The organism is Janthinobacterium longum (assembly GCF_051380735.1).
GTDB lineage: Bacteria > Pseudomonadota > Gammaproteobacteria > Burkholderiales > Burkholderiaceae_D > Janthinobacterium.
On the sequence record NZ_JBNYXQ010000004.1, the window covers coordinates 128852 to 146660 of the forward strand.

A 17809-nucleotide genomic window follows, 5' to 3' on the forward strand; every position below is an offset into this window, starting at 1 on the left:
CGCAAAGTGGCGGCGCAGCTGCGCCGTCGTGGATGGCTAGAGGGAGACAAAATGAACAAAGTACGCGGCATGCGCTGGTGGATGGTGGGCCTGGTCACGGCTGGCCTGATCGTCAATTACCTGGCGCGCAATACCTTGTCGGTGGCGGCGCCAACGATGATGAGCGAACTCAATATCACCACCCAGCAGTATTCCTATATCGTGGTGGCGTGGCAGGTTTGCTACGCGCTGATGCAGCCGATCGCCGGCTATGTGATCGACGCGGTCGGCACCAAGCTCGGTTTTGCGATGTTTGCGCTGGCCTGGTCGGTGGCCTGCGCCTGCGCCGCCATGGCGACCGGCTGGCAAAGCATGGCGCTGTTTCGCGGCATGCTGGGCCTGACCGAAGCGGCTGGCATCCCCGCCGGTGTGAAGGCGACCACCGAATGGTTCCCCGCCAAGGAGCGTTCGATCGCCATCGGCTGGTTCAATATCGGTTCTTCGATCGGCGCCCTGTGCGCGCCGCCGCTGGTGGTGTGGACCATTTTGCATGGCAGCTGGCAGATGTCGTTTGTTATCGTCGGTGCCATCGGCATCGTCTGGACTGGCCTCTGGCTGGCGTTCTACAAGCACCCGCGCGACCAGAAGATGCTGTCCGACAAGGAGCGTGACTTTATCCTCGAAGGCCAGGAGCAGAGCGATGCCAACGGCGTCGAAGGGAATAGAAATTCGGCTCACAAGGTGCGCTGGCACCAGATCGTGCGCAGCCGTAATTTCTGGGCCATCGCGATTCCGCGCTTTTTGTCCGAACCAGCCTGGCAGACCTTCAACGCCTGGATTCCCCTCTACATGGCTACCGAGCGCCATATGAACATCAAGGAAATCGCCATGTTCGCCTGGCTGCCGTTCCTCGCTGCCGATATCGGCTGCGTACTGGGTGGGTATTTGAGCCCGTGGTTCCACAAATACTGGAAAGTGTCGCTGTTCACCTCGCGCAAGCTGGTGGTGATCGTCGGCGCTGTCTGCATGATCGGTCCGGCCTGCATCGGCCTGGTGGCCAGCCCGTATGCGGCGATTGCCCTGCTGTGCGTGGGCGGCTTTGCCCACCAGACGCTGTCCGGCGCGCTCTATTCGATCACCTCGGACGTCTTCGGCAAGAACGAAGTGGCCACCGCCACGGGTCTTGCCGGCATGTCCGGCTACCTGGGCGCCACCATCTTTACCCTGTTGTTTGGCGTGCTGGTGACCCTGGTTGGCTACAGCCCGCTGTTCATGCTGCTGGCCGTGTTCGACCTGGTGGCTGCCGCCGTGGTGTGCATACTGATACGCGAAAAAATCGCGCCATCGGTCCCGCTGGGCAAACCGGCATTCGGCTGACACCAGCCTTTCACTCCCTTCGACTTGCTCGCATCCGCCCCAAGGCGGAGGGATCACTGTTTTCAATGAAGTTAATAAAGCGCTACCCCAAGGCGCGACCAGAGGAGAAAGACATGCAACAACTGAACAATAAACTGACCCGCCGCGTCCTGGCGGCAGCCGTGCTGGCGGCCCTGTCCGGCAGTGCGCTGGCCGACGGCTTCCTGGAAGGCCGCAAGGTGGAAACACGCATCTACGGCTTCCTGAACGGCGAGATCGAATCGGTGAAAGCCGAAGGCGGCCCGACCCCGTACGGCAGCCGTGGCCGCGTTTCGGACGGCAATTCGCGCATCGGCTTTGCCGGTTCGATCGGCATCAAGGGCGACGTGCGCGGTCTGTGGCAGATCGAGGGCAGCCTGAACAACTTCGATGAAGGCGGCATCAACGGCCAGGGCAAATCGTCGACCATCGAGTCGCGCAACACCTTTGTCGGTATCGAGAGCAAGCGCTTCGGCCGCTTCATTATCGGTAACAACGACTCGGTTTACCGCAGCCTGGTGGGCTCGGGCGGCGCCCTGGGCGGCAACCTGGGCCTGTCGGTGCAGGGCCTGGACGTGTGGAACAACACCTCGGCCCAGCTGAGCGGCAATGCCGACAGCCTGTTCGGTCGCGGCGAAGCGCGCTACAAGAACTCGGCCCACTACCTGTCGCCGGAATGGAACGGCTTCCAGGCTGGCGCTTCCTACGGTTTCGACGAAGTGCGCGACACCGGCGACGACCGCGCGCGCTACTCGCTGGCCGCCAAGTACACCGTCGGCGCGTTCTCGATCGGCGCCGGCTACGACCGCCAGCAGAACACCGGCGTGGACGTGGAAAACCTGTCGAAAGGCTTCGGCTTCCGCAATACCTCGGTCAGCGGCGTCAACACCTCGTTCTACAAGGTGCTGGCAACCTACAAATTCCCGACCAAAACCTCGGTTGGCCTGGGTTTCGAGTCGGGCAGCTATGGCTACGCGCTGCAGTCGCTGCCGACCCCCGGCAATATCTACACGGCCCTGCAAACGGGCAGCATGAAGCAGCGCTCGGTGATGGCGTCCGTGAGCCAGGACGTGGGCTATGACGTGAACGTCATGCTGGCCGCCGGCAAGCTGGGCAAGCTCGACAACACCACCTTCGGCCGTGCCGACGACTTCGGCGCCACCCAGGTGTCGCTGGGCGCGACCTACAAGATCGACGAACAGTTCATGCCGTATGTGTACTTCACTCGCATCAACAACAAGTCGCAGCAGAACGTCAACCTGGGCCAGTCGCCGCTGCACAGCAACAAGGCCGGTACCGACGACGCTTTCCTGGCGCCAGGCAATTCGCCCCGCGCCTTCGGCATCGGCTTGATCGCACGTTTCTAAATTATAAAAATCCGGCGCGAGCCGGAATATCAGGAGATGCACACCATGAAATCAAGTATCAAACAAGGTAATCCAGGCTGGACGCAGGCATGCGTTGCCCTGCCGCTGGCCATCCTGCTGGCCGCTTGCGGCGGCGGTGGCGACACCAAGGGCGAGACCGCCACCAGCTACACCCCGGGCAGCGTATTCCAGGTCGGCACCACGTCCTTCGATCCGGACCTGCCGGCCGAACCGACCCTGCCAAAAGACACGCAGGTATGCGCCACCCTGGAAGCGTCGAGCAACCTGGTGCGCCGTCCGGATGGCTCGCTGCCGCCGGAAGCCGACCCGTCGAAACCCGGTGTCGGCGTGGCCGTCACTACCGCCACCGCCAACCCTGACCAGGCCCGCATCCAGGCCGCGCTCGACGCCTGCGGCGCAGCCGTCGACGCCGAAGTGGGCGCCAAGATCGCTGCCGCCGATGCTGCCGCCACTGCCGCGCAAAAAGCCGCCAACGTCAAGAACGTCAATATCGCCGGTGTTTCGGGCGAAGAACTGGCCAAGCCCGAATACCGCGGCACCAAGTTCGCAGTGCGCCTGGTAGTGAACAAATCCGGCGTGGGCGATGGCTTTATCAGCGGCCCGTTGACCCTGCCGTCCGGCGTGACCCTGTGGATCGACAAGGGCGTGACCCTGTACGCCTCGCGCGACGTGACCACCTATTCGCCGAACCCGGCCGGTCCATACTGCGGCAATACGGCCGTCAGTTCGACCAAGGCCGGCAGCTCGGGCAATTGCAGCGCACTGATCAACGGCACCAATATGGTCAACTCGGCCGTCATGGGCGATGGTTCCATCGACAGCCGCGCCTATGCCGAAATCGTCACCACCAACAAGCTTTATCCGTTGATGAAGGTCGACATGACCTGCTCGAACACCTACACGGCGTATGCCGCTGGCAAGCAGGCCGCTGATGGCGTGTCGTGCGATAACGGCGGCACCACGGTCGACTCGAAATCGTCGGCCCGCAACATGAGCTGGTGGGACCTTGCCTTCCTGGGCAATATGGTACAGAACGGCGTAACCGGCACGGGCTCGCAGTCGAACTTCCGCATGATGGTGTTCAACTACGCGAAAAACCTGACGCTGTACCGCATCTCGCTCAATAACAGCGCCAACTTCCACGTCGTGCCTAGCGGTGTCGATGGCCTGACCGTATGGGGCGTGAAAGTGCAGACCCCGACCCTGGCGGCGTTTGCCAATCCGGCCGGTAACGGCAACCCGCTGTACAACGGCGAAACCTACAACGCGGACAACGTCAAGAATACCGACGCATTCGATCCGGGTGCGGCCGGCAAGGCGATTTCTGGCAAGCTGAGCACCGGTTCTGTCACCACCTCCAGCGGCGCGATGTCGTTCGACGGCTACCTGAAGAACTTCGTGTTTGCCTACAATTTTGTCAGCACCGGCGACGATGACGTGGCCCTGAAAGGCAGCGCCAATCCTTCGCCAGCCGGTTCCGGCCTGTTTGCCATCGACGGCAAGCGCGACGTGCGTTCGGACCGCAAGCACGGCATGATCATCGCCCACAATCACATCTACTGGGGCCATGGCATTTCGGTGGGCAGCGAAACGAATGCGGGCGTGACCAACGTCGAAGTGTATGACAACTCGTTCACCCACTCGGAAGAAGCGCTGCGCATCAAGTCGGACTATGCGCGCGGCGGCGAAGTGAGCAATATTAACTATCGCAATATCTGCATCCGTGACGCCCTGAACGCGCTGTTGTTTACCACCTACTACAGCACCAAGGCGCTGCCCACGGCCGGCCCGCTGTACCCCAACTTCCACGATATCTCGCTGGACAATGTGCGCATCCTGGGTAACACTGCCATCAAGCTGCAAGGCTTCCAGGCAAATACGGGTGGCTTCAATAACCCGCAATTCCCGCTGGTGATGAACCTGAACAACGTGGTCACGGACTCGCCGAATGGCACGACCATGACCTCGTCCGATGCTAACCTGACGATCAAGGGCACCAACCTGCCGATTTTCGCCAACGCTGCCGAGCGCGTGACGGTCAATGGTACGGCCACGCAAGCGGTCGATGTCGACAAGGTGGTCGATTGCAGCCGCGCCTTCGTCGACTTCCCGGCGATCGGCCAGTCCAACCTGTTCGGTTCGACCTGGGACAAGAAGTAAGCGTTATTGGTAAGCCTTGAGCACCATGCCGCGCCGGCCATCTTCACGGATGCCGGCGCGGTGTCACGCTGGCATTCATGATGGATAGGAGTGAGATGGAGACGAACAAACCGGCCGAAACTGTCTTTGTGATCGGCGAATGCATGATCGAATTGCAGCGCGCGCAAACTGAGGCCACGGTGCAGGCGATGGATTACCGCTTCGGCGGCGATACCCTCAACGCGGCCGTGTACCTGGCGCGCCTGGTTGACGCCAGCTGCCACCGCATCGCCTATGTGACGGCGCTCGGTAGCGACGGCTTGTCCGACGACATGGCGGCAAGCTGGCAAGCCGAAGGCATCGATACCAGTAGCGTGCAGCGCCTGGCCGACAAGCTGCCCGGCATGTATCTGATCGAGACCGATGCGGACGGCGAGCGGCGCTTTCACTACTGGCGCAGCGATTCGGCGGCGCGCCACTGGCTGCGCGGCCCGCAAGCGCCAGCCATCCTGGCACAGCTGGCAAAAGCGCCGTATGTGTACTTGTCCGGCATCAGCCTGGCTATTTTGTCGCCAGCCGACCGCGAGTTGCTGCTGGCGACCCTGGCGCAGTGCAAAGCCAACGGCGGCCAGATCGTGTTCGACAATAACTACCGACCCCGCCTTTGGGGGGAGGCGCAAGTGGCCGTGGCGGTTTATCATCGCGTGCTGCAGCTGTGCTCGATGGCCCTGCTGACGCTCGATGACGAAGAGGCGCTGCATGGCCCAGCTTCCATCGACCAGGTGATCGCGCGCACCAGCGCGCTGGGCGTGGCCGAGATCGTGCTCAAGCGCGGCGGCCAGCCCTGCGTCGTCTGGCGCGATGGCGAAGTCCAGGAGGTGGCGGCGCCACCGGTAGCCAGGGTGATCGACACCACGGCCGCCGGCGACTCGTTCGGCGCGGCCTATTTCGCGGCGCGCCTGGCGGGCAAGTCTCCGGTGGACGCCGCACGGGCAGGCCATCGCCTGGCCGGCTGCGTGATCGGCCATCGGGGCGCAATTATCGCGCGCGCGCTGATGCCGTCGTAACAAGAGTGGACAGGGTATGATCGCTTGCCCTGTCGTTGATTCGTTTAACCTGGCCCAGCCTATGAATTTTTCGTCCTCCCTTCCTCCCGCCGATGGCGAAACGGGCATCAGCGCCGCGCGCCGCGTGTATGGCTTGCTGCGCCAGCGCATCGTCGAGATGACCATGCTGCCCGGCACCCGCATCGTCGAAAAGGAACTGGCCGAAGAGCTGGGCACCAGCCGCACGCCGGTGCATGAAGCGGTGCAGAGGCTGGCCGAGGAAGGCCTGATCGAGGTGCTGCCCAGGGTCGGCACCTTTGTCGCGCGCATTCCGCTCGACTCGCTCGAAGAAGCCATGCTGGTGCGCTGTGCGCTGGAAACTGCGATCATCGAAAAAGCCACCGAACGGGCCACGCCGGAAGGCATCGCCCGCCTGCGCGCCATCCTCGCCACGCAAGCCGAATGCATCGCCAATAACGATATCCGCGGCTTTCACCGCACCGACGAAGGCTTCCATGCGGCGCTGGCCGAACTGTCCGGCTATCCGGGCGTGTGGCCGATGATACTGCAGGCGAAAACGCAGATGGACCGCTACCGCCAGCTAACCCTGCCTCTGGCCGGGCGCATGGTGGACGTCATGTCGGAGCATAGCGACGTGATCGAAGCGCTGGCCTCGGGCGACCCGAAACACGCCGTCGCCGCCATGCGCAGCCACCTCGATCACGTACTGCCGGTGCTGGAAATAACCCGCAAACTGCGGCCTGAATACTTCATGCCGCACCTCGCTGCCAAACCCGTGCGCTAGCCACTTTTCTGCCAGCCAGTCCTGATCGGCCGCCTCACGCGCGCGGCCAGGGACAGTCACGTCCATGGCAGATGCGCTGCGCCTTTTTGAAGGAACATCATGAAAGTCTCACACCGATTGACCCTGCTGGTCGGCGCCGCCTTGCTGGCCATGGCCATGCTGGGTGCCTACAGCCTGCGCACCCTGCACCAGACGATGATGCATGACCGCGAAGCGCAGATCGTCAATATGCTCAAGATGGGCGAACACCTGCTTGCCTGGTACCACGCCCAGGAAACCGACGGACGCCTGACGCGCGAGCAGGCACAGGCCGCCGCCAAGGCTGCGCTGACCCAGCTCAACAATGAAGGGAAGAGTTATTACTGGGCGCGCCTGCCCGACGGCCTGAATCTGGTGCACCCGAATCCGAAGAATATCGGCGTGATTGCCCAGGGCGAGACCATGGATGGCCGGCCCGACGCGCAAGCTTATGTCGAGGCACTGGCAAAAAATGAGGTGGGGCTGGTGTCGGTCAAAAGCCGACGCGACGGCCAGCTGGTGGCCAAGCTCAATGGCGTCATCGCTTTCAAGCCCTGGGGCTGGTGGCTGGGTACCGGCTTTTTTGGCGACGATATCGAGCGCGCCTTCTGGCAGGCGGCGCTGCAGTTCCTGTGGTTTTTTCTTGCCACCCTCGCCTTGATGTCGGCGCTGGGTTGGCAGGTGATTCGTCGCGTGCTCGGTGCGCTCGGCGGCGAGCCCGCCTACGCCGTCGACGTCACGCGCCGCATCGCCGGGCGCGACCTGTCGGCATCCATCACCTTGCGCGCTGGCGACCATGGCAGCCTGCTGCACAGTATCGCGCGCATGCAGCAGGACCTTGCCGCTACCGTGCGCCAGGTGCAGGGCAATGCGGCGGCGATTGCCGCCGCTTCGCAGGAAATCGCCCAGGGTAATCTCGATCTGTCGGCGCGCACCGAAGCGCAGGCCAGCGCCCTGGAACAGACAGCCGCTTCGATGGAGGAGCTGACCGGCACCGTCGGCCAGAACGCCGGCAACGCGCGCCAGGCCAGCAGCCTGGCGGCCGATGCATCGCACCTGGCGCAGCAGGGTGGCGCGGTGGTGGCACGCATGGTCGAGACCATGGGCGCCATCGGCCAGTCTTCCAACAGGATCGCCGACATCACGGGCGTGATCGACGCGATCGCCTTCCAGACCAATATATTGGCCCTGAACGCGGCGGTAGAAGCGGCACGTGCCGGCGAACAGGGACGCGGCTTTGCCGTGGTGGCCGGCGAAGTGCGCAACCTGGCGCAAAGGTCCGGTGCGGCCGCAAAGGAAATCAAGGACCTGATCGGCGTCTCCAGCGCGCAGGTAGCGCAAGGCGGGGCGCTGGCCGGCGAGGCCGGCGACGCCATGCGCCATGTAGTCGAGGGTATCGCGAAAGTGAGCGCTTATATGCACGACATCAGCAGTGCCACGCAGGAGCAGAACACGGGGATCGCGCAAGTGAATCAGGCGATCATCAGCATGGACGACGTGACCCAGCAAAATGCGGCGCTGGTCGAGCAGGCGGCTGCTGCCGCGCAGGCGATGCAGGAGCAGGCGCGGCAGTTGTCGGAGCTGGTGAGGCTGTTCAGGCTGGAGGAGCAGAGCGGCATGCCTGAGGGCGCCTTCTCTGTGCCATCATGAAAATCAATAGCTCAGTTCCATGCCGAGCCTGCTGACTATGAAGAAGGTGACGAGCCCCAGGCCAACAAGCAATAATACGAAGATGGCAACCGCCTTGCCGCTGGCACGCAGCACGGCGCGATTCTGCTTCGCCTTGTCCTGGTCCTTCTTGCCTTGGTCGTAATGCCACTTGATGGCGTAGAACATGCCCGTGCCGAGCACGAGAGCCTTGAAGGTAACAAGGACGATAGGGATCCATTCCATGATTTTGAGTATTTCCAGGTGATTACTTGACAATCCATGCCGAGAGTGGGGAAACGTCAGCGGCTGCCACGCAAGCGTGGCGCTGCTGCACGCTCTGAAGCATACTACTTTAAAACAATTTCCATACATTGAGACAGAATGTCCCAGTTGAAAACCATACAAGATGCGCTTTTGACACGCTGGTTGCCGCGACTGGAGCGCAACAAAGGGCCACGGTTTTTGCAGATTGCCGATGCCCTGCAGGCAGCGGTGGCAGACGGAACATTGACCCCGGGTGAGCGCCTGCCACCGCAGCGCCAGCTGGCGGCACAGCTGGACGTCGACCTGACGACGATCACGCGCGCCTACGACGAAGCCAGGCGCCGCAATTTGCTGGAAGGCCGCGGCGCGCGGGGCACGTATGTGGCGGCGCCGAAAGTCGAATTGAACGCCATCCTCGACCTGTCGATGAATACCCCGCCACCGCCCGATGGCGTGGACTTCGACGACCTGTTGAAGCAAGGTCTGGCTCAAGTGCTGATGAGGGCAGATAGCGAGTTGCTGATGACTTACCACCTGGGCGGGGGCAGCGACTACGACCGCAAGGCTGGCACCAGGTGGCTGGCGCCGATGTTTGGCCCCATGGATGCCGGGCACATCGTCGTCTGTCCCGGCGCGCAGGCGGCGATCGCCGCCCTGATCCTGACGTTCACCAAGCCCGGCGATGTGATCCTGGCAGAGCCCAGCAGTTATCCCGGCTTGCTGGCCGCAGCGAGCCAGTTCGGCCGGCGTGTGGTGGCGGTGGAAGCGGACCAGCACGGCATGGTGCCCGAGAGCCTGGAAGAGGCCTGCCGCCAGCACAGGCCCGCTCTGGTCTACCTCAATCCCACCTTGCAGAACCCGACCACCATCACTATGCCGGAACGCCGCCGCAAGGAGCTCGCCAGCATCGCGCAGCGCTGCAAGGTACGCATCCTCGAGGACGATCCCTACTGGCTGCTTGCCGATGCCGCGCCCCCGCCGATTGCCACGTTTGCCCCGCAACAGGTGGTCTACATCTCGACCCTGTCGAAATGCCTGACACCCGGCTTGCGTGTCGCCTTCGTGCTGCTGCGCGACCCGCTTGAGCGCGAACGTTTCCTCGTTGCGCTCAGATCCTTTGCGCTGATGGCAGCGCCGCTGACAGCCGCACTGGCCACGCAGTGGATACTCGACGGTTCGGCTGACAGCTTGATGGCAGGCATACGCAGCGAGGCGCGCCTGCGCCACCGGATGGCGCGCGATATCCTGGCGGGGCGCTACAGCGGCGCGGGAGACGGCCTGCATGTATGGCTGGCGTTGCCGGCATATTGGAACTCCACACAGCTGGCGCATGCGGCCGGCACCGAGGGCATCGCCGTCACGCCGGCCGAGGCATTCGCCACCGGCAGCGTAGCCGAGCATGCCATCCGTATCTCCTTGGGCAGCATCAAGGACCGTGCACGCCTGCGAGCGGGGCTGCAGCGGCTGTCTCAGCTGCTGGCGCGGCGGCCAGAGTCGTTCAGAAGCTGACGCACGCCATCGCCGCCGATAAAGGCGTCTTATGCTGGGGAGTAAGCCTGCACTTCCACCGGTTGCCCCTGGCCATCGAACCTCAACGCCACCGACAAATTGCTGACGCCGACAATCGCCAGCGCATCGCACACATCGTTGACTTCGTCCTGCAGGTCGGCCGCCAGGTCCAGGGGTTTGTCAGCGCTGTGCAAGACTTCGCCGCTGGCGGCGTAAATGTTCACGCGCAACAGCAGTTCGCCATGTTCGTCGGCCGGGCCGACCACTGCCGACACATCGCTGGCGTCGAGATTGTTTGTCGCCAGCGCATGGTTGATGCCCGACATCATCTGCAGCATCGCGTATTCCGCCATGCCTTGTTCCTTGCCGCCGTGAAACAGATCCTGGTACAGGAAACTGACTTCCAGCGCGCTGCCGGCCGGCGCCAGGCAGCGTTGTACCAGCGGGGCAACCTTGGCCGTCCATTGCTGGTAGCGCTCCATGCGCGCGTCGAACCAGGCGTCCAGCGCCGCTTCGTCCTTCGGTTCCACATAGAAAGGGTCGTCGGCGCGCTTGAGTGCAAAGCCTAGCAGGAAGCGCAGTTCGACGGCCGTCTCGTCGCTGCCGAACTCGGTGGCGCTCCAGCCGGCGATGCTGCGCTCGAGGCCGGCGGCGATAACGATTTTCTTGTCCGTCATCGAGGTATAGGCGTCGCGTACCATTTCATGCAGGTGGCTGTAGGTGATGTTGTCGATTTCGTCGAGGTCGTAGGCGTGGCTCATCAGCACCACCTTGGCTTTGGCGCTTTCCAGTTCCGACTCCTGGAAGCTTTTTACCAGTGCTTCGAACGCTTGCTGGTCCTGGAAACCGTCCGCTTCCTTCAGGCCGCCCTTGCTTTGCACCAGCAGCGGCACCACGAAGGCGTTGATTTCCATCGCCGGTGCGTTCTCGCGGCGTATCACCACCACCGACGAGGCTTCTTCGATCTGGCTGCGCAGATACTGCCAGGCGCCGATGTCCTCGTACCTGGCGCGCTCGATGGCGTCGTACAGCACTTCGTCTTTCTTCTGGTTCAGGCTCTTGCGTATCATGCGGCCGAACTCGACGGCCTGCTCGGCCAGCACCGTGCCTTGCGACTCGCTGTCTTCCTGTTCCGCCAGGTTCAGCGCCATCGTGCTCAGCATGCGCGCGACGGCTTCATCCTTGTCTTCGGGCGAGTTGGACGATTTGCGGGGGGCAGGACGCTTGTTTTTAGGCATGGTGTTGGTATGAATAGTCAAAAGAAAATGGAAAAGGGCGCCTGAGGCATCAGCCTGGCGCCCATCGCGATGATACAGGTCGCAGTCGCTTAGTGATCAGTGTCGAACATTTCGTGCAATTCGTCGAGCAGGTCGGCCGTTTCCTCGGGCGACAGGCCCAGGTGCTGGCAGGCCAGTTCGCCGCCCTTGTCCCACTCCAGCGAGTTGCTGTTGCCATGGTAGCGCTGTATGCCTTTTTCGGCCAGCAGCGACAGCGCGATCAGCGAGCGGATGGCGTCATCGGTGGACGGATCACCCAGTACGCTGTAGTCGTGGTGGTGCAGGATGGCCCAGGACACGTCCGACGACAGGCCCCAGTTGCGTGCCAGCAGGCAGCCGATGGCCGCGTGGTTGGTCTGGTGGCGCGCATCTTCGATTGCCGTAAATTTGTTGTGTGCATCGTTGGCGGCGGCCGCGTAGGTATCCACATAATCGGGAAAGCGGTTCATCAGCAGCGGCACGCCGATATCGCAGAACAGGCCGAAGGTGTGGGCGATATCGGGCGGGGCGACGCGCAGCTTGCGCGAAGTAAATACTACGGCGCGCGCGCGCTTGGCCGAGACGTCCCAGAAATGATTCAGTTCCACGCCTTCGGCTTCCAGCGCCTGGCGCGCCAGCAAACCCGTCATCAGGGCGCTGCACTGGTTGATGCCAAGAAAGTTGATGCCTTGCTCGACCGACTTGGCCTTGCGCGCCGCGCCATAGAATGGCGAGTTGGCCAGCTTTAACAGGGCGCCCGACATGCCGACATCGTCGCCGATAATGCGCGCGATCCTGCGTGGCGAAGGATCGGGCTCGGCCAGTTCGCGCTGCAGGTCGACCAGCAGGCTGGGGCGTGGTGGAATGCGGATGGATTTCATCAGCGCCTCGACCGGGTCACTGTCTGCCACCGCTGCAGCCTTGATCGGCGCTGCCACTTTCAATGCTGCTCTTGTCATGTCATCACTATCGCTGGTTGCTCCGTCGTCGACGATTATCGCTGTTTATCAGAATCAATAGTTCAGAACTGTTCTTATTTAGGGCAAAAATCGGCAATTCTTTCAGCAGGCAGTCTTTTGTTGCGCATTTCAAGGCCTTGCAAAGCCGTATTTTGATGGTGTTATCTGCAAGTTTTATATGTGGTTAAGAAACGTGCGCCGTGTGCTGCAGGCTACAATTGCGGCATGAAGAGTATTCTCGCAGAGATCGATTTCAGCCAGGATTCCAGCGTGGTGGCGCGCCAGTTGATCGGCGTGACGGTGCTGGTCGATGGCGTCGGCGGGCGCATCGTGGAGACCGAAGCATATGACCGCCTGGACCCGGCCTCGCATACGTTTGGTGGCCAGACGCCGCGCAATGCGTCGATGTTCGGCCCGCCCGCGCACGCTTATGTCTACCGTTCCTACGGCATCCACTGGTGCCTTAATTTCGTGTGCCGGGAAGTGGAGCATGGCGCGGGCGTATTGATACGCGCCATTGAACCGCTGTTCGGGTTGGACGTGATGCGCGTGCGGCGCGGGGTCGAGGATGAACGGCTGCTGTGCTCCGGGCCGGGCAAGGTGTGCCAGGCGCTTGCTGTCACGCATGCGCACAACGGCTTGCCGCTCGACGCGCCACCGTTCGTGCTGCTGGCCAGGGAAGAGGAAGTGGCGGTGCTGGCCGGCCCCCGCATCGGCATTTCAAAGGCCATGGACGTGCCCTGGCGCTTTGTGGAAGCGGGCTCAAGATTCCTGAGCAAGCCGATGCGAATCGGCTGACGAGGCACACGCATCAGCATCAGGTCGGTTGCGTATCGGCTGCAGTGCTTTGTCTCCGGCCGCGATGCGGACGGTTTGCTGGCGCTGTTGCAGCTGTCGGGCCATCCGGTAAAATGATGGCTTGCACAGCGGCAATGATCAACTCCAAGGAAGAATATGAAACTCGTTCGTTATGGTCGTCCCGGCAAGGAAAAACCGGGCCTGATCGATGAAGAAGGCAAACTGCGCGACCTGTCCGGCGTGGTTGCCGATATCGATGGCGCGCAACTGTCCGACAAGGCGCTGCGCAAGCTGGCCAGGCTGGACCAAAAAACGCTGCCCCTGGTGCGCGGCAATCCGCGCTTCGGCGTGCCGGTGGCCAAGGTCGGCAAGTTGATCGGCATCGGCCTGAACTACGCCGACCACGCGGCCGAGTCGGGCATGCCGATTCCGGCCGAACCGATCGTCTTCATGAAAGCAATTACCTGCCTGAACGGCCCCGACGACAATGTGGTGTTGCCCAAGGGGTCGAAAAAAACCGACTGGGAAGTGGAACTGGGCGTGATCATCGGCACGCGCGCGCAATACGTCAGCGAAGAAGACGCGCTCAAGCACGTGGCCGGCTATTGTGTCGTCAACGATATCTCCGAGCGCTCCTACCAGCTGGAACGGGGCGGCACCTGGGACAAGGGCAAGGGTTGCGACACGTTTGGCCCGGTCGGCCCATGGCTGGTCACGCGCGACGAAGTGATCGACGAGCAGGACCTGGACCTGTATCTGGAAGTGAACGGCAAGCGCATGCAAACCGGCAACACGAAAACCATGATTTTTTCAGTCGCGAAAATCGTCAGCTACCTCTCGCAATTCATGACTCTGGAACCGGGCGACGTGATCGCCACCGGCACGCCGCCTGGCGTGGGCCAGGGCCGCAAGCCGCAGCGTTTCCTGAAAAAAGGCGATACCATGCGCCTGGGCATCGCCGGCCTGGGCGAGCAGCAGCAGGATGTGCTCGCCTGGACTGCCTGATGCCAGGTGTTGATGCAGACCGTCTGCCGCCGCTGCCTGTCGATCAGCTCGACGCGCGGCAGCGCGCCGCCGCGCAAGCGATTATCGACGGTCCGCGCGGGGCGCTGTACGGCCCCTTCGTGCCGCTGATCCGTAGCCCGGAACTGATGGAAACGGCGCAGCGCATGGGTGAATACCTGCGCTACCGCAGCGCCATCGGCACGCGCCTGTCCGAACTGGCCATCCTGGTCACAGCGCGCCAGTGGGACCAGCAGGTCGAGTGGGCGATCCACGTACCGCTGGCGGCGCAAAACGGCATTGCGCTGGCGGCCATCGATGCGATAGCCGCGCGGCGCACGCCGGAAAACCTGCTTGACGACGAGCGGGCCGTGCATGATTTCTGCATTGAGTTGCAACAACACAAGCGCGTCAGCGATGCCACCTATGCGCGCGCGCTGGCGCTGTTCGGCGAGCACGGCGTGGTCGATTTGATGGGCATCAATGGCTACTATACCTTTCTGGCCATGGTGATGAACGGCGCGCAGACGGCCGTGCCGACCTTGGGCGTGGCGCCGCTGCCATAACAGGTTTCAGGCGCCCGGCCTGGATGATGGACAAACTGTAATTTTTGCGCATGTTGCGCAATATATACTTTATTTCCCACCATCTCTTGTTTGAGTGACCATGAAAACTCGACTTTTCCAGTCCCTGATGGGCCACGCCTTGCTGGCGCTGGCCCTTTCTTTTTCACCATTGATGACGGCGCGCTCGATGGCCGCCGAGACCGCTTCTGTGGCGAATGCCACGGCGCTGGAAAACGCCGTCGTCAAGGTCTTTGCCACCCTGCGCCGGCCTGATCCTTACAAGCCATGGAGCAAGGCGGCGCCGCAGGAGGTGTCGGGTTCCGGCGTGGTAATCGAGGGCCACCGCATCCTCACCAACGCGCATATGGTCGGTTACGCCAGCCAGGTTCAGATCCAGGCCAATGGTTCCGGCGACAAATTGTCCGCCACCGTGCTGGCCATTTCCGAAGGCATGGACCTGGCCTTGCTGAAGGTTGACGACGACAGTTTCTTCGATACCCACAAACCCATGCCACGCGCCAATGTCCTGCCCGATGTGCGCGACGCTGTGCTGGCCTATGGTTATCCGCTCGGCGGCACTTCCCTGTCGATCACCAAGGGCATCGTCTCGCGCATCGAATTCGTGCATTACCATTACCCCGTGTCGGGCCTGCGCATCCAGATCGATGCGGCCATCAACCCGGGCAACAGCGGCGGCGCCGTGATTGCCGGCGACAAGATGATCGGCCTGGCCTTTGCCACTGTCACCAATGCGCAGAACATGGGGTACATTATTCCCAACGAAGAGATCGAGCTGTTCCTGCGCGACCAGGCCAGTGGTGCACCCAAGGGCAAGCCGGCCCTGTTCGACGTGACGCAGACGATGGAAAATCCGGCCCTGCGCAGCATGCTGAAACTGGGCAAAGGTGTGGAAGGCGCCATCGTGATGACGCCGGCCAGCAAGGACGCGCAATATCCGCTCAAGGAATTTGATGTCATTACCAAAATTGGTGATTACCCGATCGACAACCAGGGCATGGTCAAGCTGACTGCCAACAGCCGCGTACGCTTCCAGTACCGGGTTCAGCAGTTGGCGAAAAACGGCATGTTGCCCCTGACTATCGTACGCAATGGTGCGTCGATGAATCTCAGCGTGCCCGTGTCGTCCTCGCACCCGATGCTGGTGCACAGCCTGGAAGGCGCCTACCCATCGTATTTCATCTTCGGCCCGATGGTGTTTTCAACAGTGACGACCGAATTCATGGCCGGCCCCAACACCAATGCAGCGATGCTTGTGGGCATGAGCTTTGCCGGCAATCCGCTCGTCACGCGGCGCGGCGATACGCCGGACGCCAAGCGCGAGGAACTGGTGGTGGTCGCCGCGCCATTCTTCCCACACAAGCTGATGAATGGCTACGGCAACCGTTTCTTTTCGGTCGTGTACTCGGTCAATGGCATTCCCGTACGCAGCCTGGCGCATATGGTAACTCTGCTGCGCGACTTGCCCGATGAGATGGTCACCTTCCGCTTCGAGCAGCGCGATGCGGAACTGGTGGTGGTGCCGCGCAAGGAGATGCTCGCTGCCACAGAATCGGTGCTGAGCGACAACGGCATCCGTTCCGAAGCCTCGCCCGACATGCTCAAGGTCTGGAATGACAAAACGACGGCCAACAATTAAGTCGCCGTCGTTCTGAGGTGAAGCAGCAGACGCGGTGCACACCGCGCCTTTTTTTTAGGCCAGCACTTTTTTCAGCCAGGCGCCGATCGCGTCGATTTCTTCCTGGCACAGCGAATGCTGCATGCGGTAGGCATGCCATTCCACCTGGTAGCCCATGCCGGTCAGCAAGTCGCGCGACTGTTCGGCGCGCGCGACCGGCACCACCGGGTCGGCCGTGCCGTGCGCCATGAAAATCGGCGTGGCCAGGCTGGCCGGCGTGCGCTCGGCGGCCGTCATGTCGGCCAGCGGCAGGTAGCCTGACAAGCACATCAGGCCGGCCAGGGTTTCCGGGTGGCGCAAGCCCGTTTGCAGGGTCATCGCGCAGCCTTGCGAGAAGCCGGCCAGGATAATGCGGCTGGCAGGAATGCCGCGCGCTTTTTCGCGCGCGATCAGCGCTTCGATCTGTGCCTGCGAGGCGCGCAGGCCAGTTTCGTCTTCGCGGCGCACCAAGTCGCTGCTGCGGATGTCGTACCAGGAGCGCATCACATAGCCGTTGTTGATGGTGACGGGCATGGTGCCGGCGTTCGGGAAGATAAAGCGGATGGCGGGGCAGCCGCGCAGGTCCAGTTCCTTGACCAGTGGCACGAAGTCATTATTGTCGGCGCCCAGGCCATGCATCCAGATAATCGAGACGGTGGTGTCGGGGGCGCTGTCGAGTTCGATGGTTTCCAGCAAAGTGCTCATGGGTTTTCCTCTTGTATGGTGTGCGCCGGACGCAGCGCCGATTTGGGACGGAATGCTTTGCAAACGAGCGGATCGGTTTCCATGTAGGGGCCACCGATCAGGTCGATGCAATACGGCACGGCGGCAAAAATGCCATTCACCAGCTGCCTGCCATCGGCGTCTTTCAGCCCTTCCAGGGTTTCCTTGATGGCTTTCGGCTGGCCCGGCAGATTCATGATCAGGCAGGCGTGCTCGGGCGTTTCGCGTATCACCGCCACCTGGCGCGACAGGATGGCCGTCGGCACGAATTGCAGGCTGATCTGGCGCATTTGCTCGCCAAAGCCCGGCATCTCTTTCGTGCCCACGGAAAGCGTCGCGTCCGGCGTCACATCGCGCCGCGCCGGCCCGGTGCCGCCGGTGGTCAGGATCAGGTGGCAATGGTTCAGGTCAACCATGTCGATCAGGGTGTTTTCAATCTGCGAGCGCTCGTCGGGGATCAGGCGCTTTTCCAGCCGGAACGGCGTGCGTATGGCTTGCGCCAGCCAGCTTTCCAGCGCGGGCAGCCCTTGGTCTTCATACACGCCGCCGCTGGCGCGGTCCGAGATCGACACGAGGCCGATAATCAATTCGTCTTCAAGAGTGGTCATGGCTTATTCCTGTCGTAAAAAAACCGGGC

The 17809-nt window shown here is 62.3% G+C and carries 16 protein-coding genes; 11 read left to right on the forward strand and 5 right to left on the reverse strand.

Going from position 1 to position 17809, the window contains the following annotated elements; all coding sequences use genetic code 11:
• Window positions 1–51: 51 nt before the first annotated feature.
• The 6 genes from ACQ4WM_RS13360 to ACQ4WM_RS13385 all read left to right on the forward strand — a co-directional run bounded on the left by ACQ4WM_RS13360 (window position 52) and on the right by ACQ4WM_RS13385 (window position 8420).
• Window positions 52–1356, forward strand: coding sequence for an MFS transporter (locus ACQ4WM_RS13360; RefSeq protein ID WP_436547155.1), 1305 nt, complete (start codon window positions 52–54; stop codon window positions 1354–1356).
• A 113-nt stretch (window positions 1357–1469) separates the two neighbouring features.
• Window positions 1470–2741: a porin gene (locus tag ACQ4WM_RS13365; protein WP_436547156.1), complete on the forward strand. Its 1272-nt coding sequence runs from the start codon at window positions 1470–1472 to the stop codon at window positions 2739–2741.
• A 45-nt stretch (window positions 2742–2786) separates the two neighbouring features.
• Complete coding sequence (locus ACQ4WM_RS13370; RefSeq protein WP_436547157.1) at window positions 2787–4922, forward strand: glycoside hydrolase family 28 protein; 2136 nt, start codon at window positions 2787–2789, stop codon at window positions 4920–4922.
• Between the two features lie 95 nt (window positions 4923–5017).
• Complete coding sequence (gene kdgK, locus ACQ4WM_RS13375) at window positions 5018–5968, forward strand: 2-dehydro-3-deoxygluconokinase (protein ID WP_436547158.1); 951 nt, start codon at window positions 5018–5020, stop codon at window positions 5966–5968.
• A 61-nt stretch (window positions 5969–6029) separates the two neighbouring features.
• Entirely contained in the window at window positions 6030–6752 is a 723-nt protein-coding gene (locus ACQ4WM_RS13380; RefSeq protein ID WP_436547159.1) for a GntR family transcriptional regulator, read from the forward strand.
• 99 nt (window positions 6753–6851) lie between these two features.
• Window positions 6852–8420, forward strand: coding sequence for a methyl-accepting chemotaxis protein (locus ACQ4WM_RS13385; protein ID WP_436547160.1), 1569 nt, complete (start codon window positions 6852–6854; stop codon window positions 8418–8420).
• 3 nt (window positions 8421–8423) lie between these two features.
• Here the strand turns inward: ACQ4WM_RS13385 and ACQ4WM_RS13390 are convergent, their stop codons facing one another.
• Window positions 8424–8663, reverse strand: coding sequence for a hypothetical protein (locus ACQ4WM_RS13390; protein WP_436547161.1), 240 nt, complete (start codon window positions 8661–8663; stop codon window positions 8424–8426).
• 138 nt (window positions 8664–8801) lie between these two features.
• Between ACQ4WM_RS13390 and ACQ4WM_RS13395 the strand changes: the two genes are divergently transcribed.
• A complete protein-coding gene (locus ACQ4WM_RS13395; RefSeq protein ID WP_436547162.1) occupies window positions 8802–10193 on the forward strand; it encodes an aminotransferase-like domain-containing protein in 1392 nt (463 codons plus the stop codon).
• Window positions 10194–10222: 29 nt separating this feature from the next.
• Here ACQ4WM_RS13395 and ACQ4WM_RS13400 read toward each other — a convergent pair whose 3' ends face one another.
• A complete protein-coding gene (locus ACQ4WM_RS13400; protein ID WP_436547163.1) occupies window positions 10223–11431 on the reverse strand; it encodes a hypothetical protein in 1209 nt (402 codons plus the stop codon).
• An 89-nt stretch (window positions 11432–11520) separates the two neighbouring features.
• Complete coding sequence (locus tag ACQ4WM_RS13405; protein WP_436547164.1) at window positions 11521–12408, reverse strand: HDOD domain-containing protein; 888 nt, start codon at window positions 12406–12408, stop codon at window positions 11521–11523.
• A gap of 225 nt (window positions 12409–12633) precedes the next feature.
• On the opposite strand from ACQ4WM_RS13405, the gene ACQ4WM_RS13410 reads away from it, so the two are divergent.
• The 4 genes from ACQ4WM_RS13410 to ACQ4WM_RS13425 all read left to right on the forward strand — a co-directional run bounded on the left by ACQ4WM_RS13410 (window position 12634) and on the right by ACQ4WM_RS13425 (window position 16431).
• Window positions 12634–13206: a DNA-3-methyladenine glycosylase gene (locus tag ACQ4WM_RS13410; protein ID WP_436547165.1), complete on the forward strand. Its 573-nt coding sequence runs from the start codon at window positions 12634–12636 to the stop codon at window positions 13204–13206.
• Window positions 13207–13362: 156 nt separating this feature from the next.
• A complete protein-coding gene (locus ACQ4WM_RS13415) occupies window positions 13363–14211 on the forward strand; it encodes a fumarylacetoacetate hydrolase family protein (protein ID WP_436547166.1) in 849 nt (282 codons plus the stop codon).
• Entirely contained in the window at window positions 14211–14774 is a 564-nt protein-coding gene (locus tag ACQ4WM_RS13420) for a carboxymuconolactone decarboxylase family protein (RefSeq protein ID WP_436547167.1), read from the forward strand. Before ACQ4WM_RS13415 ends, ACQ4WM_RS13420 begins: the two co-directional genes overlap by 1 nt.
• 100 nt (window positions 14775–14874) lie before the next feature.
• On the forward strand, window positions 14875–16431 hold the full coding sequence (locus ACQ4WM_RS13425; RefSeq protein ID WP_436547168.1) for a S1C family serine protease: 1557 nt from the start codon (window positions 14875–14877) through the stop codon (window positions 16429–16431).
• Between the two features lie 54 nt (window positions 16432–16485).
• Here the strand turns inward: ACQ4WM_RS13425 and ACQ4WM_RS13430 are convergent, their stop codons facing one another.
• The gene (locus ACQ4WM_RS13430; protein ID WP_436547169.1) at window positions 16486–17154 is read right to left on the reverse strand and encodes an alpha/beta hydrolase; all 669 of its coding nucleotides are present in this window, start codon (window positions 17152–17154) and stop codon (window positions 16486–16488) included.
• Window positions 17151–17780: a molybdopterin adenylyltransferase gene (gene mog, locus ACQ4WM_RS13435; protein ID WP_436547170.1), complete on the reverse strand. Its 630-nt coding sequence runs from the start codon at window positions 17778–17780 to the stop codon at window positions 17151–17153. The genes ACQ4WM_RS13430 and mog overlap by 4 nt, the downstream gene beginning before the upstream one ends.
• Window positions 17781–17809: the final 29 nt, after the last annotated feature.